Genomic DNA, 16939 nt, shown 5'->3' on the forward strand with positions numbered 1-16939 from the left:
AATACGTTCACATGGAGGATTGGTTATGCTAAATCGCGTGAATAGAGTTGCTCTTATTGGAACAGGTTTTGTTGGTTCAAGCTATGCTTTTGCTCTTTTAAATCAAGGGATAACCGAGGAACTAGTTTTGATTGATTTAAATAAGGAAAAGGCTGAAGGTGATGCAATGGATTTGAATCACGGCCTTCCATTTTCTCCATCCCGGACGAAAATCTGGTTCGGAAGTTATCAGGATTGTAGTGAAGCAGACCTGGTTGTTATCACAGCCGGTGCAAATCAAAAGCCTGGGGAAACTCGACTTGATTTAGTGGAAAAGAATACAAAGATTTTTAAAGGAATTGTCGAAGAAATTATGGCTAGTGGGTTTGATGGGATTTTCCTTGTTGCCACAAATCCGGTCGACATTTTAACATACGCCGTATGGAAATTCTCAGGTCTGCCAAAAGAACGGGTAATTGGTTCTGGGACGATTCTGGATACAGCTCGTTTCCGCTTTTTGCTTGGCGATTATTTTGATGTTGACACCAGGAATGTCCATGCCTATATTATTGGAGAGCATGGCGATACAGAACTTCCTGTATGGAGCCATGCTGATATTGCCGGTACATCTATTAGTGAATGGTCAAAAAATAAAGCAGGGTTTAAACAATCGGACCTTGATCAAATCTTCTTAAATGTTCGTGATGCTGCTTACCATATCATTGAGAGGAAAGGTGCAACATATTATGGAATTGCTATGGGTCTAGTAAGATTGACGAAAGCAATTCTTGAAAATGAAAATTCTGTTTTAACGGTTTCCGCTTATTTAGATGGGGAATATGGACAGAATGACATTTTTATTGGTGTGCCTGCTGTTGTTAATCGAGAAGGTGTTAGGCAAGTCGTGGAATTAAAATTGGATGACGAAGAGCAAGGAAAGTTTGTTAATTCTGTAAATGTATTAAAGCAAACAATGGAACCGGTCTTTAAGAAATATTAATATAAAGGATTGAATTCTTAAAGTGAGAATTCAGTCCTTTTTTATGGATAATATTATGGTCCTTCATACAAAATAGTAGTAGGAGGGATTGATATGTCTCGTATGTTAACTTCCATATTGATGATTGGGTCAATTGGATATTTTGGATTCCGATACAGATACCGTCTTATCAATGTACTACTAGCATCTAATTGGATGCGCCGGCTGGCTGTTGGCTCAATCATGAGCTTCCCTGGTGTAAAACAGAAAATGATGCAATCAGTTTTTGGAAGACCATCTGAAAGGTGAAAACCACAGATGGTTTTTTTTTTTGTTGAAAAAACAATCGCCACAAAAATTAAGCTGTTTGATTTTTGTAGTTAGAGATTTCGTTTATAATGAAAGATAATAAAGTAAAGTAAAGTTGAATTAAAATATCATCGGATAAATTGTGTGCTTATTTTTACATAGGAAGCAGGGGGGAAATGAATAGTAAAGAGAGTTACGTTTTTTGGAAGCTGGCATATTCATTAATTTCAGAAGAAGGTTACCGAATTATACAATTATTTGAGAATCAAAAGGAATTATGGCTAGAAAAAATAGAGAATAAAAAAGCACCGGTCATTCGGATTTTGCTTCATAATCTGGATTGGAGTAATGCGATGCAGCGGGATATCGAGTTTACTGCTGCTAATGGAGAGAGAGTCCGCAAGCAAATTGGTCGACAGCAGTTAAATGTTGTCAACATTTATGTTAGTCAATTCCCGCCAGTTGATGAATATGAATTTCGTCTCGCGAAACCTTTCATTTTTCCTGATGGAAATAAAACAATGGTTAGTTCGTTTCTATTTGCACAGGGGGAATTTGAAGCAGGTTTCCATCATATTTCAGAGAGACTTGGGGCCGAGCTTCATTTTCCAATCAATGAAGAATACTCTGAAGAGGAGGTTAAGTTAGTTAAGAAAGCAGCCTTGGATTATGCTGTTAAAAAAGTAAAGTCGGAAAGAGCTGTTCTGATGAATAGTAAACCCTTCTTCACTTATGTTTTCATAGCGATCCAGATTGCTGTTTTTCTCTGGCTTCAGCTTCATGGAGGAAGCACCAATACTTCTACCTTGATAAAATACGGGGCAAAGGTTAACCAACTAATTGTCGAAGGGGAATGGTGGCGGTTTATTACACCAGTTTTTCTTCATATTGGTTTTATCCATCTATCAATGAATACTCTGGCTTTATACTTTCTCGGAACTGAAGTGGAAAGAATTTTTGGCAATCTTCGTTTCCTTTGGATTTACTTGTTTGCCGGAGTCACGGGGTTTATAGCTAGTTTCATCTTCAGTGCCAACTTATCAGCAGGCGCAAGTGGTGCTATTTTCGGTTGCTTTGGTGCGTTACTTTATTTTGGAGCTATTTTCCCGAAATTGTTTTTTCGAACCATGGGAATGAATTTGATTGTCGTACTTGGAATCAATCTTATGATTGGGTTTTCTTCATCAGGAATTGATAATGCGGGACATCTGGGCGGTTTGGTTGGGGGATTCTTTGCAGCTGGTCTTGTTCATTTTCCAAAGAAGAGGAAACTATGGCTGCAACTGCTATTTTTCATTGCGTCTGGAGCACTCCTGTGGGGTTCTTTAACTTATGGTTTTAGTTCTCTTGGAAAATTACATGATGAAAACTCAAGTTTATTAATGGCACAGGAATATATAAAACAAAACAACTATGATAAAGCCTATAATGTTTTAAAGGAATCCGAAGATAATTCAGTCAATCTATCAGAGAAAACGTACTTTCTTCTCTCGTTTGTTGAAATTAAAAAAGATATGCTTTCGGAAGCAAAAACACATTTACAACAAGCCGTTATGCTAGATCCTAGTTTTGATGAGGCGTTTTACAATTTAGCACTTATTAATCTTGAACAACTAGATCTAGAAGAGGCAAAAGGAAATGTAGAAAAGGCTATCAAGCTAAAACCGAAACAAAAGGATTATTCCGAATTACTTCGCGAAATCAATCGTCAGCTCCAATAATCCGGCGAAGGAGAGCAGAACACTCTATTATTTTTTAAATAAAAAATTAGCTTGTACTATTAGGTTTCTCTCAATTAAAATACAAGGAGATATAGATGAAAACTATTTATGATATTCAGCAATTGTTAAAGAGTTTTGGAACAATTATTTATATAGGTGATAGAGTCGCAGACCTTGAATTAATGGAAATGGAGTTAAAGGATCTTTACCAATCACAGTTGATAGAGCCAAGGGAATTCCAAACCGCACTTTTAATTTTAAGGCATGAAATACAATTTCAAAAAGAAAAAGTCATAAAAAAAGATAGGTGATTCGATTGTCAAAAAAATGGATTGTTGGCGTTGACCTAGGAGGGACAACTACTAAATTAGCGTTTATAACTACTGATGGTGAGATCGTCCACAAATGGGAAATACCAACTGATAACACAAATGAAGGGCAAAAGATTACAGTAAATATTGCTAACGCTATTGATGAAAAACTAGTTGAACATAATCAAACAAAAAATAATATCCTAGGAATTGGTATGGGTGCACCCGGGCCAGTAAACTATGAAGAGGGTATCGTTTTAAATGTTGTTAACTTAGGCTGGCCAGATCAATATCCTTTAAAGGACCGTCTTGAAGCTGCAACCTCACTTCCAGCAGCAATTGAAAATGACGCAAACTGTGCCGCATTGGGTGAGATGTGGATTGGAGCGGGGGATGGAGCGAAGGACCTTGTTTGTGTCACACTCGGAACGGGTGTCGGCGGCGGCGTAATTGTTGACGGCAAGGTTGTTCAAGGCATTAATGGTGCAGCAGGAGAAATAGGTCATATTACAGCTATCCCAAGCGGTGGAGCACCATGCAATTGCGGGAAGACAGGCTGTCTGGAGACGGTCGCTTCTGCAACAGGGATTGTTCGTTTAGCTCGGATTGAACTTGCTAAAGGGAGAAAAGGCAAATTGTCTGAAAAGCTGGCTGAGAATGGCAGTATCACTGCAAAAGATGTCTTCGATGCAGTTCGTAATCATGATGAAGTGGCACAATCTGTATTGGATGAGATTTCCTTTCATTTAGGTTTCGTATTAGCTAATATTGCCAATACGCTCAACCCTGAAAAAATTGTTCTTGGCGGTGGTGTTTCAAAAGCTGGCGATATTTTATTAGATCCTGTAATAAGTCATTTTGAGAAGTTTGCTTTTTCAGCCGTACGTGATTCCACGAAACTTGCTTTAGCAACATTAGGGAATGATGCAGGTGTACTTGGTGCTGCTTGGCTGATTAAGAATAAAGTAAATCAATAGACAACTTAGGAAAATCCGCAGTCATGCGGCTTTTTTCCTATTTTGATTATTTATAATAAAAGCTGAAACATTATTAGCAAAAAAACGTACTAATTTAAGAGAGATAAATGAGAGGAGGAAATATTGATAAATTGAGCCGGCAAAAAAGTAATGAACCTATTTTTCTTATCCTCCGTTTATTTATTTTGGTCCTCATTTTAAGTGCATGTGCCGAAAAAGAGCAATTAAATCAAAAAGTTACTCCTAAAAATGAAAAGCCTAAAACACATGCCTCTCTAGGAGATAAATGGAAGCTACCCATTTCTATCCCAGCAGGTGAATTTTACAAACTTGTCGGATGGCTTTCTGATACCCAGGTCCTCTATATTACCAATCTAGAACAAACTTCAAGTGTTTTTCGATACGATCTGCTAACAGGTAAAAGTGAATTTATTTATAAAAGTGAACATCCGATTGTCAATGTACAAATTAGCCCTTCAAAAAAGAGGTTATTGATTCATTCCTCACCGTCATCATACGAAGGAGACGTAACAATCATTGATACAAAAGGGAAGGAACAATTGAAAAAATCATTTGCTTCCTATGAATTAGCATTTGAGTGGAATCCATACCAGGAATCAAAGATTCTTGTCACAAAATTTGATGTGGATTGGGGCTTTCAAGTATTTTTACTAGATTTGAAAAGGGCTAATATCACTGAACTTAACTTGCCGCAGCCCTTTATAAAATGGATAAATGCGAGTGAGGTTGCCCTGATTACTTGGGATGAAAATAGTCCATCCTTATCTGCACCGCTTATTGGAAAAAATTTAGATAATGGGAATGAAAAGACTCTATATCCTTCTGTCATCAATTTTTCTACCTCACGTAATCTGTTCATGACAGTCGCTGTAAATGAAAAAGATCAATCCATGGCAAGATATTCATTTTTTGATAAAGGCATGAAAAGGCTATTTACGTTTTCTATACCACAGCTAACCAATTATTCGGATTGGTTAGTTCCTTACAATGATTTTAATGAGCAGAAAGGACAATTTATTACTTTTAGCCCTTTAACCAGCGGTGAAGCAGATTCCTATACTGATGGCTTTCAACTTCTAGCCTACAATCCTAAGAATGGGAGCAGAAACTTAATATACGAAGGACTAGAAAATGAGCCTATCGCTATATCCCCTTCAGGTAGTGCACTTTTGTATGGGAATCAGTTTGAAAAAATTATTGATATTGACAGCAAGAAAATATATGAACTAATAAAAGAATGACAATACGGTTGTCATTTTTTTATTTAATCTTCGATTGTGATAAAATCACGTTGTTATGAAAAATGAGGAGAGAGGAAGGGAATATTTTATGGCTATTGTGGATGTAACAGTTATACCCATAGGTACAGAAACTCCAAGTGTCAGTAAATATGTAGCAAGTGTTCAAAAGGTTTTGAGAAAATATCAAGAAGAAGGGAAGATTCGGTTTCAATTAACACCGATGAATACGATAATTGAAGGAGAATTACCGATTCTTTTAGAGGTAATTCAAGAAATGCATGAGGCACCCTTCTCTGAAGGGATACACCGGGTCGCTACAACGATTCGAATTGATGAACGAAGAGATGTTAAGCACAGTATGGAATATAAAGTAGAGCGGGTAACAAGCCTGTTAAATGAGGAGTAGAAATTCCTCCCTTAACATAAAAAAAGACTGCCGCCTGGCAGTCTTTTTAAGTTCTTAGTGAGTTCCAGTAGGAAATCCAGAATGAACAATGGTCATCACTGTAAACCAACCAAAAGTCACAAATGATGCTACACCCCAAAACGCGCCTAAGAAATTTTTATTCTTGAGTGCTGAAAATCCGCCGTAAGCAGCAAGGATGGTTACAAGAGCAAAAATAATTACTAAACCCATGGAAAATCCCCCTTATTCGTCATATGCAGGCAATACAACAAAAATTTCAAAAAAATTATGTACCTATATTATATACATTCGATACTTATTTTATATTTTTTTCTTTCATTTGTCGAGTCCAAAAAAGGACATGATTGAATAAGTATGCTTTAACTCTACTACCTACTTAGTGTAAAATAATTATATCGCAACTTTAATTGGAGGTACAAAGAGAATGAAATGGCAGCAAATCCCCTTGGGGGCACTTCAAACGAACTGTTACATAGTAGAAAATTCAGATCGCTCCTGTTTAATCTTTGACCCAGGCAGTGAAGGGAAAAAGCTCATTCAGATGTTGAACAATAGAAAAATAAAACCACTTGCGATTTTATTAACCCATGCCCATTTTGATCATATAGGGGGTGTTGATGAAGTAAGGGACTTTTATAAAATTCCAGTTTATCTTCACAAACAAGAGGAAAAATGGTTGGGTGACGCCTCATTGAATGGATCGCAATATTTTATGATTCAAGAATCAATTTCAGTAAATCCAGCTGATCATATTATTAAAAATGAAGGGGAAATGAACTTAGGTGGTTTTGAGTTTACCATTTTTCATACACCTGGACATTCACCGGGAAGTGTTTCTTATTATTTTGAGAAGGCTGGGTTTGTTCTCTCTGGAGATGCCTTGTTTCAAAGCAGTATTGGTCGAACAGACCTGCCAGGTGGAAATGAAACTCAGCTACTAAAGAGCATCCATGATAAACTGCTTGTTTTGCCTGAGGAAACGTATGTCTTATCAGGACACGGCCCTGTAACAACCATTGGTGAAGAAATGGACAGTAATCCGTTTTTAAATGGATTTTAGGACTGGGGAGACGATACTATAGAAAAACCCTTCTCCAAATTGAGAAGGGTTTTTCTGGGGGATATTTTATTCTTATATGGGAGGGTTAAAAGTTAAGCTACTATCCTTACAATATTATAAAGTTTACACTATGTCAATAGTGTTTATTTAAAAAAGGAGCATATATGAACACATTTTTAAAGAGTTTAATTACAAATTCATCCAATCAGCTGATTTCCTATGCGGATTTTATCGGGGCAGCATTATATCATCCTGATTACGGTTATTATATGAAAGATAAACAGAAAATTGGCCGACTGGGTGATTTCATTACAACTAGCAATATATCTGATCTATACGGTAGAATGATGGCAAAATGGTTTTCTAATATCTGTACAAACGGACAATTAGACCCAGTATTTTGTGAAATTGGAGCTGGAAATGGACGTTTTGCCGAGGCGTTTTTACAGGAATGGCAAGAAACGATAAAAACACCCTTAAAATATATTATTGTTGAAAGCAGTCCCTATCATAGGAAACTGCAAAGGGAATTGCTGACTAATTTTTCGATTGTCCAAGTAGAGAGTCTTTGTGAAGTTGAGGCTTTTGAGGGAATGATCTTTTCCAACGAACTATTTGATGCACTACCAGTTCATGTTATTGAGAAGGTAAATGGGAACCTTTTTGAAGTAATGATTGGGATTAAAAATAATGAACTGTTTGAGCAAAGAGTGCTATTAACAAATTCAGACATCCTGTTTTTTTTACAGGAATGCAAGATGGAATTAAGTGAAAACCAGCGGATTGAGGTACCGTTAGCAATGGAAAAAATGTTAAGAGAAATTTCTAAGTCCCTAATAAAAGGAATTGTTGTAACAGCAGATTATGGCTATACACTTGAGGAGTGGATGGACCCGAGGAGGGCGAAGGGGAGTTTAAGAGGCTATTTTCAACACCAGATGATTAATGATGTCCTACAGCATCCTGGTGAAATGGATATTACCACGCATATCCATTTTGATTATCTCATTCAAAAGGGTGAACAAGCAGAATTGGAGTTAATTTCCAAACTAAGACAAGATGAATTTTTATTAAAGGCCGGTATTCTAAAAGAACTAGAGAACCATTATGACCCCAATCCATTTTCAGAGGTTAGCAAACGGAATCGGGCCATTCGCAGCTTAATCATGCCCTCAGGAATGAGTTCTTATTTTCATGTGGTCATCCAGCAAAAAGGGATAAAATTAAATGAGAGGAACGTTTTCGTAGAATAAGAAAAACGCCGGAGTTTTCCGGCGTCTTTTTTTAAAATTGTTCTTACTCTGCTACACCAGGCACCATCATGAATGTTGTCCAATAAGTGAAGCCAGCGAAGAAAACTGTTAAATATGCTCCGAAGACCCACAAATACATGCGTTCGGATAATTTAAGATAGCTAAGCAAAACGAAAAAACCTGTTTGGGCTAAGAATAACATTGCTGTTTTATCCAAATCTCCTAGATAAAACATTACTGTAAAAATGCCCGTCCAGAAACCACAAACTCTGAACATGCGATCCATATGTATCCCCTCCTTTTACCCTACGATACCATCATTACAATATTATAAAGTAAAAGGAGGCATAATGTAAATAATGGTTTCGAATTAGTTTGTTACCAGTGCTTGATAAGAACAAGTTTCGCAGCCGGAAATAATATTATCCTTCTCAATCAACTCAACGGATTCAAAAAGTGCTTCAAACATGCCCTTTAGAAATTCATGATGCATGCTGCAAACTGTTTCCGTATGTTCTTCAGCCACTTCTTTAAATGGGCAATTGAATATTTGGAAATAGATTTTTGTTTTTTCTCCGTTTGCTTCAAATTCCGGATAAAAACCTGCAAGCGTTGCAGCACTTTTTAATATTGTTAGCTTTTGATCAAATTCTAATTCCTCGCCAAACGCTCTTTTTGCCTTTTCTTGTTCAATCACTTCAATACCAAAACGTTTTCCTGTTAGGAAAAGGGCTTGCTTTCCTGCTTCTCCAAGCGAAATCATTGTTTGAATGGCGACTTTGGATAAGAGCATGTAGTCACGGAATGGGAAATGAAGCTGGATTACATCGTCAGATAAACGATACAACCTACTTGGCCTGCCGCCTTTTCCAGTTTTCTTTGTTTCCGATGCTAACATATTTACATCTTCTAGCTTTGATAAATGCAATCTTGCTACATTTGGATGAATATTAAAATTTTCCGCCACCTCTTGAACCGTTACTTCTTGATGACGTTTGGTAATGTATTGATAAATATAGTACCGTGTTGGATCTGACAAAACGTTTGTTATCTTTAATGTTTGTTCCATCACTGTTCACCTCGGACCCCCATAATTTATTCCATTATAATACAGCCGAAGGTACATGGGAATGAGGTTAACAACGTTAACACTATAAGTTTAGAAAATGTTCACAATTTCAGACTTTTTATTGTAACAATATAATAAAAAAATGGCTAAATCTAATAAACTACTACTAATGTCAATGACCAAAATATTGCTATATTGGAAAAGTATCAAAAAATGTACCTGCAGGATTGCCTGTTACATTTTTCGTCTTTTTTTTACTTCATAATAGAGAATGTAGGGTAGTATTCCGAACCAACGATACCAAAAGGATGCTTTTGTTTCCTTGCGTACAGTCCGAAGACGTCTTCGTTCATCCTTCGGTTGGTCTGCATATTTTACGATGGTTTGGGTCATATATTTAACATAGTCATTAGTTTTCATGGACACACCTGCCTTTAATTTTCATCATCAAGTATGTCCAAATTTGTTTACTTCAATTCAATCCATTTGGTTAATCTTTTAGTTCTTGTATCAAAAAATCCCCTACCGATAAATGCTTTGTCACCTGCATTAAGGCGAAGTGTGAAATTGACTCTTTGGATAAATCCAGTAGGAGGGTCAGCTTGGTAATTCATGGTGCCATTAACAAATGTAAATGCTCCTTTTGAAGGTAATGTCCCACTCTTTTGAAAATTCATTTCAACTTTTTTTGCTGACGATAGAAAATAGTACTCCTCTTGCAGAATGATATCTGTTTCATGTGCCATTTTTCTTACGGACAATAATTGTTCAATACGCAACGAGAAAAATGATAAAAAAAGGATGACCAAACACAAGGTAAGTGGGTAAGTGAACCCTTTCTCATTATTTTTCATGGGACAGGCCCCCAATTAATGATTGGAACTGCTGTAACTGAGTATTCTCTTCCCCGTAGGTCCGTTACGAGGACTTTGACGGCATTGTTTAAAATAGAAAAGGAAAATTGTGAAACATTTTGGAGGATTATTTCATGTCCAGTAGAATTCACACGTCTCCTAAGGTTAGTGCCATATCTTTCATATTGAATGGTTTCTATATCCTTCGTTAGAATTAGTCGTCCTGAAACCACTTCTGCTCGAGTAGACAATCTTATTTCTTTTTTTATTTGGCTTGAAAAGACTTCCCACTCCATTGCCTGTAAGGATGCATCAGTATCCTTATTCGTAAGGATAATTTGAAAAATAGGTGTCATAAAGAAAATAATCGTTGTAAAAATAGAAAAAGCAATAAGTGCTTCGATGAGCGTAAATGCTTTTTCATTCCAGTAAACCGCATATTTCGGTTTCAGGCAGGAAAGAATTTTTTTCAATTCTTACACACACCTCCTTTTGGTCAACTGTTCCACTGTTTTTCCAAATGATTTGGTACTCAACTCCATTCAGAATGGAAGTGTAATTTGAAAATGATTTATTATTGATTAGTTGGGTCTGGAGTTCCTCAAACATAAGCTGCCTTGCTTTACTTTCCAATTCCAATTGTCGAGATTGATCCCTTAGCTCAATCAATAAAGGAAGACAAAATAAGCTAAGCATTAACCAGGCCGAAAGAGAAAGCAGCAATTCCAGCAAGAAAAAGCCTTTAGTACTCCTTAACATAGAATCGCCCCTTTCCGATTAAAACGGTTAAAACATATCTTTTATTGTTTGTTTGGATAAAGATCGTGCCAAATTTGTTTACATTGCCGTCACTTAGAAATTTAAAATATAAGGTAAGGGAGCCTTCAGTGAGAGTAATATTTTTTGAGTAATTGCGATGGACGACTGGTGGCAGGTCGGGCAGCAAAAAGATAGAGTACTGATTCTGGCTTGGAAAAAAAACAATTGAAACTTCATCCTGATGGGAGATAGCATATTGTTGTGCATAATATAGGTCGGCTTTTAATTGGGTTAAAAAGGCCTCATCCTCCATTATTGTGTGCTGTGGCTTTAAGGAGAAAACTGTAATTGAGGAGATAATCATGAAGATGGAGAGAACTAACAGGGACTCAATTAAAGTGAAGCCTTTTTGATGGTTATTCATTATGGGGTGGTTACTGATGCAACAGCTGTAACAGTACCGTCAGAGTCTATTTCAACCGTCTTACCGTTTGGACAGCCTTTAGCGTCCGTCTTTATATATCCTTCCGTTTTTAGTTCCGCGATAGTGGGAATCTTATTCTTATCCATTTCATATGCTTGAACTTGAGCTTGAACCATTTTAACGTAGGCATCGCAGCCTTTATTGTTTATATTTGAATTATGTTTAGCAACGTTAGGAATTGTGATTATTAACAGCACTGTGTCAAGTGGAACAGGCTGACTTTTAAACAAGAACGCTCTTTCCTACCACTATATTGTAAGATTAAAGATTGAAACTTGGTTAATGAGCAAGAGGGGGCTGAGAGCCGTCACCAGGCTCAATATTGTTCCTTTTAGCATAAATGTGGGGATAACTTACTTCACACTTATCGATAAGGGAGGGAAAAACACAATGGCAAGTAATAAGTTGATGACTGCAACCGCTCAGGCTCTATCCACTCGAAACGATAATGGTTTTTTTATAACAACGATTAAAACAGTTTACCAGTATTTTGACCTCTGAACACAAGAGGATAATGCTTTTACATACATTGCGGCAGAACTCTGTCAGGGTGTTTCATTACCTTCTCAAAGTAAGATTGCTTAGAAGTTAAATTTAGACCGTAAAGAGCAAGTAAAATCGTTACTCAATTGGTTGAAAAGGGTCTTTTGATTCGGGAAGAGGTAAGGAATAATTTTTATGTATTTCCTACTATTGACGATCTTGTGAACAAGGTCTCAGACAAGATCAAATCCTGACCCGTGGTCAAGATGTACAAAAAAGACATCAACCAAAGACCGACCAAGAGCCCATGAGTAATGCCTTATTTAGAAATATATGATTATTTCATTAACGCACCCGTTTGTTTAAGTACATTTGTTCACAAATTTTGTTTTATTACAGGAATGCTGCCCCTTTATGAAATAAGAAAAGCCGCCTGGTTTGGCAGCTGATCTTAAATATAAGCACACGTTAGTGAAATAAATTTATACTTTACCCTCCTCACTATAATGAGAGACCATACCTCTATCTATAAGGAAACAGCCTAATAAAAAGACCCAAGAGATTCTCTTGAGTCTTTTTTTTATAAGAATAGAAACATTCCATTTAGAATGATAAATGCAATCGTTGATGCGATTAGCCAGTTTACTCCTTTATTGTAGAGTGTGAATTTCCTGTTGCATATTTTTGAATTGATGTAGACTTGAGATAGGTAATCATTTACCAGCTCGTCTTTCTTTATCCCAATCATACTGTTTTTAAATGCGATAAAAGATTTGTTCTGAATGGTGCCAAAGAAGAGAGTAGAATCCTTCGATAAATCCGCCTCATTGTAAACACCTGTGTCAATGGAACCTTTCTTCCCTCTAAAAAGGTAGGTGAGGCTAACAATCATTAAAATAATGAACACCACTAGCACAACAGTTGTTATCTCCAAGTATTGAATCTTCAAATAAGGCGTATCCTTGTCAATCTCCTTGAGCCCTTTCATTAGCTTGTTTAATGAACCGGTAATAATACCGCTCGAAAAAAATCCTCCGAGAAGGATACCTGCAAACGCTAATGAGAAGGATATTTTGGTGTCGCAGTTTGAAATCCAAAAGTTTATTCTTTCTAATGTTTGAACCGCTTCCTCTTTTATTTCACTTTCACTCAACTTGTTTTCTTCTGACATACTCGCTCTCCTTTACACATCAAATAATCAATCTTTTTATAGCCATTTCATAATTCTTTTGCAAGAACAAATTCTTATGTAAATCGTATCAAACTTTCGACCTAGCTACCACACAAATAGTAGTATAATGAAAATTGTGAATGTTGCAATGGGGAAGGGGGAGCACGCAATTGCCAAAGGTAACAGAAGAAGGGTTGAAGAAAATAGAAGAAAAAATTGAAACCATCTTTACCACAGAAATGGAAGTAGATGATTTCGAGGGAGACAGTGTTCCGTCAGTTGATGACTTGCCGGATAAAAACAAAGGGTTGATAGTAACCAACTGCACAATTCTTTTTGTTGATATCAGGAGCTCCACAAAGTTATCGGATAAGTCTCAAGCCAAAAGTATGGCAAAAATCTATCGTGCTTTTGCAAGAGCGATGTCGATGTGTGTGTATGAAAGCGGTGGGAGAGTTAGACAAATTGCTGGTGACAGAGTGATGGGTGTATTCGTTGATGATGCAGAAGAAAGCTCTATCCAAAAAGCTATGGATGCCGCACGTGCCATTACAAGTGTCGTTGAATATATTTTTAACCCGCTCTGCCGAAAAAACGTCAACCAAAAAGAAATTGCTTGTGGTGTGGGAATTGATACGGGAAGAATCCTGGTCACACCCATTGGGATTAAACATCAAGGAGATGACTCCAGGGATTTGGTGTGGGCAGGAAAGACGGCAAACGTGGCAAGCAAACATACCGACCTCGCAGAAGCATCTGAGATTTTTGTGACAAAGCGTTTTTATGAGAAACTCCCTTCTGAATACAAGAAAAATAGTGACGGCTCTGAAATTTGGACAAAGACCTTTCGATTTAAAGGCGATACCTTATTTGAAGGGTATGGGGTTCGTGAGTTTTACCTACCGGAGCTAGTAGAGGAACCATCTGATGGGGAAGAATCAGATGAGAAACGAGCAACGTCTTCTCACAAAGGCATCATAGAATCAGAAGGTAATGATATTGGACGTATCGTCACGGACATTGTTCAAGGTGTAGAATCAAAAGTTGGTGGACTGTTGAGTAATTTTGAACAAGTTGTTCTACGTGAAGTAGCCGTCGCCGCAAAAGAGTCCCAAGCGGAGAGGAAACTCCAGGAACTGCAGAGCCGGGAACAAGCTGTGAAGAAAAAAGAAGAAGAATTGAAGAAGAAAGAACAGGATATTGAGAGAATCCTTGCTTACAGGAAAAAAGAACTCGCCTACACTGTTAAAGTGACCGCACTCAGAGAAAGAACAAACCATATGAAGCTAGAGGACTTTTTAATTGAATTGAAGCAAGTTCAAGATTTAGGGGCGGCAATTGGAAAGAAAGCCGGGACTGTCCACAATGAATTGCATGTATTTCAAATGGTAATGTATTTACATGGCAAAGGTGAATCGGAATTAGCGTTTCGGATTCTGATTGGACAATTGACAGAAGATTTGCCAACCGCTTACATTCCTTTAGAGTCCAACTCAGTTCCGGTTATTAAAAAAGTAGGTCGAGAGCAGGAGTACTTGCAAGCCGTTATTTATCACATTCAGCACCACAATCCATCCGTTGATAACGTTCTCCGGCTCAGGAATGTTCTCAAACAATTAGGAATAGAAAACGAAATCGTAAATCGCATAGGTCTGTTTATTGAATAGTACGAGAGAGAGGAATCATTAATTGAGGTCAAGCCATAAAAGTTTCAATCTTGAAAACAGTTTAAAAAGAATTGACTCTATCCTGTATGACAGTACATCGTATGAAGAGTCAGATGATATCCCTGATATTGATGACTTAACCTTTAACAACGGAAAATACGTGAAATGTGCGGCGATTTTTATAGACTTGAGAGGTTCAACAGACCTAATCAAAACACAAGGAAAATTGTCCAAATCTTTAGCACGTCTCTATAGAGCATATATCAGTGAAATGGTCGCCATCGTTAACAGCTTTAAAACGTGTAAGGAGATTAACATTGTTGGAGACTGTGTGTCAGCTATGTTTGCTGGGGATATAGAAGGTGCTGAATCGCCGGTTATCGAAGCTCTTCAAGCTTCATCTATGTCCAATGCAATGATGAATGCCCTAAACGTGAAATACAAGAAGAAATGGAAAAACTTTGATGAGTTGAAAGCGGGCATTGGAGTTGCCTATGGAAGGGCTCTTGTCATTAAAGCGGGATTTAGCGGAAGTGGTATTAAGGATTTGGTATACATGGGAGACGTTGTAAACAAAGCATCAAAAATGTGTGGACTAGCTTATAAAAAATATACATCGCACGCAATTTGCGTTACAGAAGAGGTTTATGTAAGTGCAGGCACGTATATTGCAAATGCTGAGAAACAGCAAACGTTCCAGGATTTCTTAACGGAAAAGAATCATAATACGTTTGGAAGTGTTTATGTGGGAAATTTTCATAGAAATAGCATTAACAACTGGGCAGAAGAGAATAAATGAGAAGGCTCACTGATGTGGGCTTTTTTTATATTAAAAAACCACAAGGCATATGCCTCATGGTCTAGCCCTCTCCTTTAACTTTGTCCCATAGTAATATATATGAATATCTTATTGCGCAATCCTGCCCGTTAGTTTAAGTGAAATTCTTCACATTTTCATGTGCAAAAAAGGGGGTTCAATCTTATTTTAAATTTCAACACAAAAAACCCGACCAATTAACGGCGGGTTCATCTTTCTTTTAAAGCAATTTTATTAATCAGTTTAGAATTGTACTCATTAGCGTCAGAGCTATAGTGTACACGACGATGACAATTCGGACAAATTGCTGCAACATGTTCTGGTGCATCTGGACCGCCATCTGATAGTCTTGTTAAGTGGTGTACTTCCAAAAACGGATCACCATTTGGCGTATTAAACGGAGCAGTGGCATCGCACGCTTCGCAAATTCCATTTGAACGAACTAGTGCGTATTTCCTGACAGCTGCAGCACGACTTCGTACAATGATTTTACGTTCCTTGATTGTTAAACTAGAATCTTCGGTACCTGCTGAACTAGCTAACATGCGCAATTCGCTTAAGTCCTTTGAATCAATAACACTGTCCGCTTGCATTTCGTTAGAAATTTTGTCTGTCATCTCAAATTCAAATCGAATCATACTCCTTTGATGTCCGTTTTTATCGGGACCAATGAAAGTATGGTATCCTATGCAAGTGAGTTGTCCTTTAAAGGTATGAAGCCCTGATTCAGGGTTAACCTCGAAAAGGAAAACGTCTTTACTGTTAGCCACGTGATCTCTGAGCGCCTTATTACCTTCTTTAAATACCTGGTTACCGATCTGACCTTCACCTGTATAAAAGAAAGTCGAATCATCTTGCCATCCAGTATCCATATTCCTCTCCAGATTTTCCTGAAAATATAAATATCATCGGATTGTTCTTGGACACAGATATTCCTCTTTGCCTGTTTCCACCAAAAGCATTGTGAATCTCAGCACGTTTATAATCTTCATTTATTATAAAAGGAAATATAGGTTTAAAATTATCAGTTTTCCTTAACGCCCACTTTCCATTTCCCTTTCCTTCTATCGAATAGAAGATATCTAAAGGACCGCCAGGAGCTCCCTTAAAAATGTCTGTATCACTTGAGTGTAGATAAATATTCTTCCTAATTTGCGCCTTCCAATCTGTATATGCGTTTAAGTCAAAGTCTATAGCATGAGCAACCTCGTTATATATCTCATCTAAAGTGCCCTCTCCGCCAAGCCTTTTAATAGCCGATATAGTTGAATTAACCCATTTATTTAACGGCATAATCCCCCTCCTTACTAACATAATATACCAATAGTTTGGTCACGTTTGGACAAAATAGTCGTTT

23 protein-coding genes are annotated in these 16939 nt (G+C 37.3%); 11 read left to right on the forward strand and 12 right to left on the reverse strand.

What is annotated here, in order from left to right; genetic code table 11:
- Positions 1-25 precede the first annotated feature (25 nt).
- The 7 genes from BDR01S_RS14240 (at position 26) to BDR01S_RS14270 (ending at position 5944) form a co-directional block, all read left to right on the forward strand.
- A complete protein-coding gene (locus BDR01S_RS14240) occupies positions 26-979 on the forward strand; it encodes an L-lactate dehydrogenase (RefSeq protein WP_066257622.1) in 954 nt (317 codons plus the stop codon).
- A gap of 93 nt (positions 980-1072) precedes the next feature.
- Positions 1073-1267, forward strand: coding sequence for a protein YqgO (gene yqgO, locus BDR01S_RS14245; RefSeq protein ID WP_066257619.1), 195 nt, complete (start codon positions 1073-1075; stop codon positions 1265-1267).
- 176 nt (positions 1268-1443) lie between these two features.
- Positions 1444-2988, forward strand: coding sequence for a rhomboid family protein (locus tag BDR01S_RS14250; RefSeq protein ID WP_066257617.1), 1545 nt, complete (start codon positions 1444-1446; stop codon positions 2986-2988).
- A 95-nt stretch (positions 2989-3083) separates the two neighbouring features.
- Positions 3084-3299 carry a YqgQ family protein gene (locus BDR01S_RS14255; RefSeq protein ID WP_066257616.1) on the forward strand — a complete coding sequence of 72 codons (216 nt, stop codon included), beginning with the start codon at positions 3084-3086 and terminating at the stop codon, positions 3297-3299.
- A gap of 5 nt (positions 3300-3304) precedes the next feature.
- Positions 3305-4276: an ROK family glucokinase gene (locus BDR01S_RS14260; RefSeq protein WP_066257614.1), complete on the forward strand. Its 972-nt coding sequence runs from the start codon at positions 3305-3307 to the stop codon at positions 4274-4276.
- A gap of 131 nt (positions 4277-4407) precedes the next feature.
- Positions 4408-5538, forward strand: coding sequence for a YqgU-like beta propeller domain-containing protein (locus tag BDR01S_RS14265; RefSeq protein WP_157406174.1), 1131 nt, complete (start codon positions 4408-4410; stop codon positions 5536-5538).
- A gap of 88 nt (positions 5539-5626) precedes the next feature.
- Positions 5627-5944 (forward strand): MTH1187 family thiamine-binding protein, encoded by a 318-nt coding sequence (locus BDR01S_RS14270; protein ID WP_066257611.1) that lies wholly within the window; start codon positions 5627-5629, stop codon positions 5942-5944.
- 54 nt (positions 5945-5998) lie between these two features.
- Here BDR01S_RS14270 and BDR01S_RS24910 read toward each other — a convergent pair whose 3' ends face one another.
- Entirely contained in the window at positions 5999-6175 is a 177-nt protein-coding gene (locus BDR01S_RS24910) for a DUF2759 domain-containing protein (protein ID WP_066257608.1), read from the reverse strand.
- A 214-nt stretch (positions 6176-6389) separates the two neighbouring features.
- Here BDR01S_RS24910 and BDR01S_RS14275 point away from each other — a divergent pair, with 214 nt between their 5' ends.
- Entirely contained in the window at positions 6390-7025 is a 636-nt protein-coding gene (locus BDR01S_RS14275; RefSeq protein WP_066257606.1) for an MBL fold metallo-hydrolase, read from the forward strand.
- A gap of 164 nt (positions 7026-7189) precedes the next feature.
- Entirely contained in the window at positions 7190-8278 is a 1089-nt protein-coding gene (locus BDR01S_RS14280) for a class I SAM-dependent methyltransferase (protein ID WP_066257604.1), read from the forward strand.
- 43 nt (positions 8279-8321) lie between these two features.
- Here the strand turns inward: BDR01S_RS14280 and BDR01S_RS14285 are convergent, their stop codons facing one another.
- The 9 genes from BDR01S_RS14285 to BDR01S_RS14325 all read right to left on the reverse strand — a co-directional run bounded on the left by BDR01S_RS14285 (position 8322) and on the right by BDR01S_RS14325 (position 13098).
- Complete coding sequence (locus BDR01S_RS14285) at positions 8322-8564, reverse strand: DUF2626 domain-containing protein (RefSeq protein WP_066257603.1); 243 nt, start codon at positions 8562-8564, stop codon at positions 8322-8324.
- Positions 8565-8648: 84 nt separating this feature from the next.
- Positions 8649-9347, reverse strand: a complete 699-nt coding sequence (locus tag BDR01S_RS14290) for a helix-turn-helix transcriptional regulator (protein ID WP_066257600.1) — start codon at positions 9345-9347, stop codon at positions 8649-8651.
- 234 nt (positions 9348-9581) lie between these two features.
- Complete coding sequence (locus tag BDR01S_RS14295; RefSeq protein WP_066257599.1) at positions 9582-9767, reverse strand: YqzE family protein; 186 nt, start codon at positions 9765-9767, stop codon at positions 9582-9584.
- Positions 9768-9814: 47 nt separating this feature from the next.
- Positions 9815-10201 (reverse strand): competence type IV pilus minor pilin ComGG, encoded by a 387-nt coding sequence (comGG, locus tag BDR01S_RS14300; RefSeq protein ID WP_066257598.1) that lies wholly within the window; start codon positions 10199-10201, stop codon positions 9815-9817.
- Positions 10198-10674 carry a competence type IV pilus minor pilin ComGF gene (comGF, locus tag BDR01S_RS14305; protein WP_235846569.1) on the reverse strand — a complete coding sequence of 159 codons (477 nt, stop codon included), beginning with the start codon at positions 10672-10674 and terminating at the stop codon, positions 10198-10200. Before comGF ends, comGG begins: the two co-directional genes overlap by 4 nt.
- The gene (locus tag BDR01S_RS25790) at positions 10622-10960 is read right to left on the reverse strand and encodes a hypothetical protein (RefSeq protein WP_066257597.1); all 339 of its coding nucleotides are present in this window, start codon (positions 10958-10960) and stop codon (positions 10622-10624) included. Before BDR01S_RS25790 ends, comGF begins: the two co-directional genes overlap by 53 nt.
- Positions 10944-11384 carry a competence type IV pilus minor pilin ComGD gene (gene comGD / locus BDR01S_RS14315; protein ID WP_066257596.1) on the reverse strand — a complete coding sequence of 147 codons (441 nt, stop codon included), beginning with the start codon at positions 11382-11384 and terminating at the stop codon, positions 10944-10946. Before comGD ends, BDR01S_RS25790 begins: the two co-directional genes overlap by 17 nt.
- Complete coding sequence (gene comGC / locus BDR01S_RS14320) at positions 11384-11641, reverse strand: competence type IV pilus major pilin ComGC (RefSeq protein ID WP_305802338.1); 258 nt, start codon at positions 11639-11641, stop codon at positions 11384-11386. Before comGC ends, comGD begins: the two co-directional genes overlap by 1 nt.
- A gap of 866 nt (positions 11642-12507) precedes the next feature.
- Positions 12508-13098: a Pycsar system effector family protein gene (locus tag BDR01S_RS14325; protein ID WP_066257592.1), complete on the reverse strand. Its 591-nt coding sequence runs from the start codon at positions 13096-13098 to the stop codon at positions 12508-12510.
- Positions 13099-13268: 170 nt separating this feature from the next.
- On the opposite strand from BDR01S_RS14325, the gene BDR01S_RS14330 reads away from it, so the two are divergent.
- Positions 13269-14765 carry an adenylate/guanylate cyclase domain-containing protein gene (locus tag BDR01S_RS14330; protein WP_066257590.1) on the forward strand — a complete coding sequence of 499 codons (1497 nt, stop codon included), beginning with the start codon at positions 13269-13271 and terminating at the stop codon, positions 14763-14765.
- A gap of 22 nt (positions 14766-14787) precedes the next feature.
- Positions 14788-15564: an adenylate/guanylate cyclase domain-containing protein gene (locus BDR01S_RS14335; RefSeq protein WP_066257588.1), complete on the forward strand. Its 777-nt coding sequence runs from the start codon at positions 14788-14790 to the stop codon at positions 15562-15564.
- 227 nt (positions 15565-15791) lie between these two features.
- Here the strand turns inward: BDR01S_RS14335 and BDR01S_RS14340 are convergent, their stop codons facing one another.
- Both BDR01S_RS14340 and BDR01S_RS26025 read right to left on the reverse strand, forming a co-directional pair.
- Positions 15792-16454 carry an HNH endonuclease gene (locus tag BDR01S_RS14340; RefSeq protein ID WP_066363215.1) on the reverse strand — a complete coding sequence of 221 codons (663 nt, stop codon included), beginning with the start codon at positions 16452-16454 and terminating at the stop codon, positions 15792-15794.
- Positions 16432-16875, reverse strand: a complete 444-nt coding sequence (locus BDR01S_RS26025; protein ID WP_066363218.1) for an SRA domain-containing endonuclease — start codon at positions 16873-16875, stop codon at positions 16432-16434. Before BDR01S_RS26025 ends, BDR01S_RS14340 begins: the two co-directional genes overlap by 23 nt.
- Between the last annotated feature and the right edge of the window lie 64 nt (positions 16876-16939).

The sequence above is a fragment of the Neobacillus drentensis NBRC 102427 genome (assembly GCF_001591445.1).
GTDB lineage: Bacteria > Bacillota > Bacilli > Bacillales > Cytobacillaceae > Neobacillus > Neobacillus drentensis.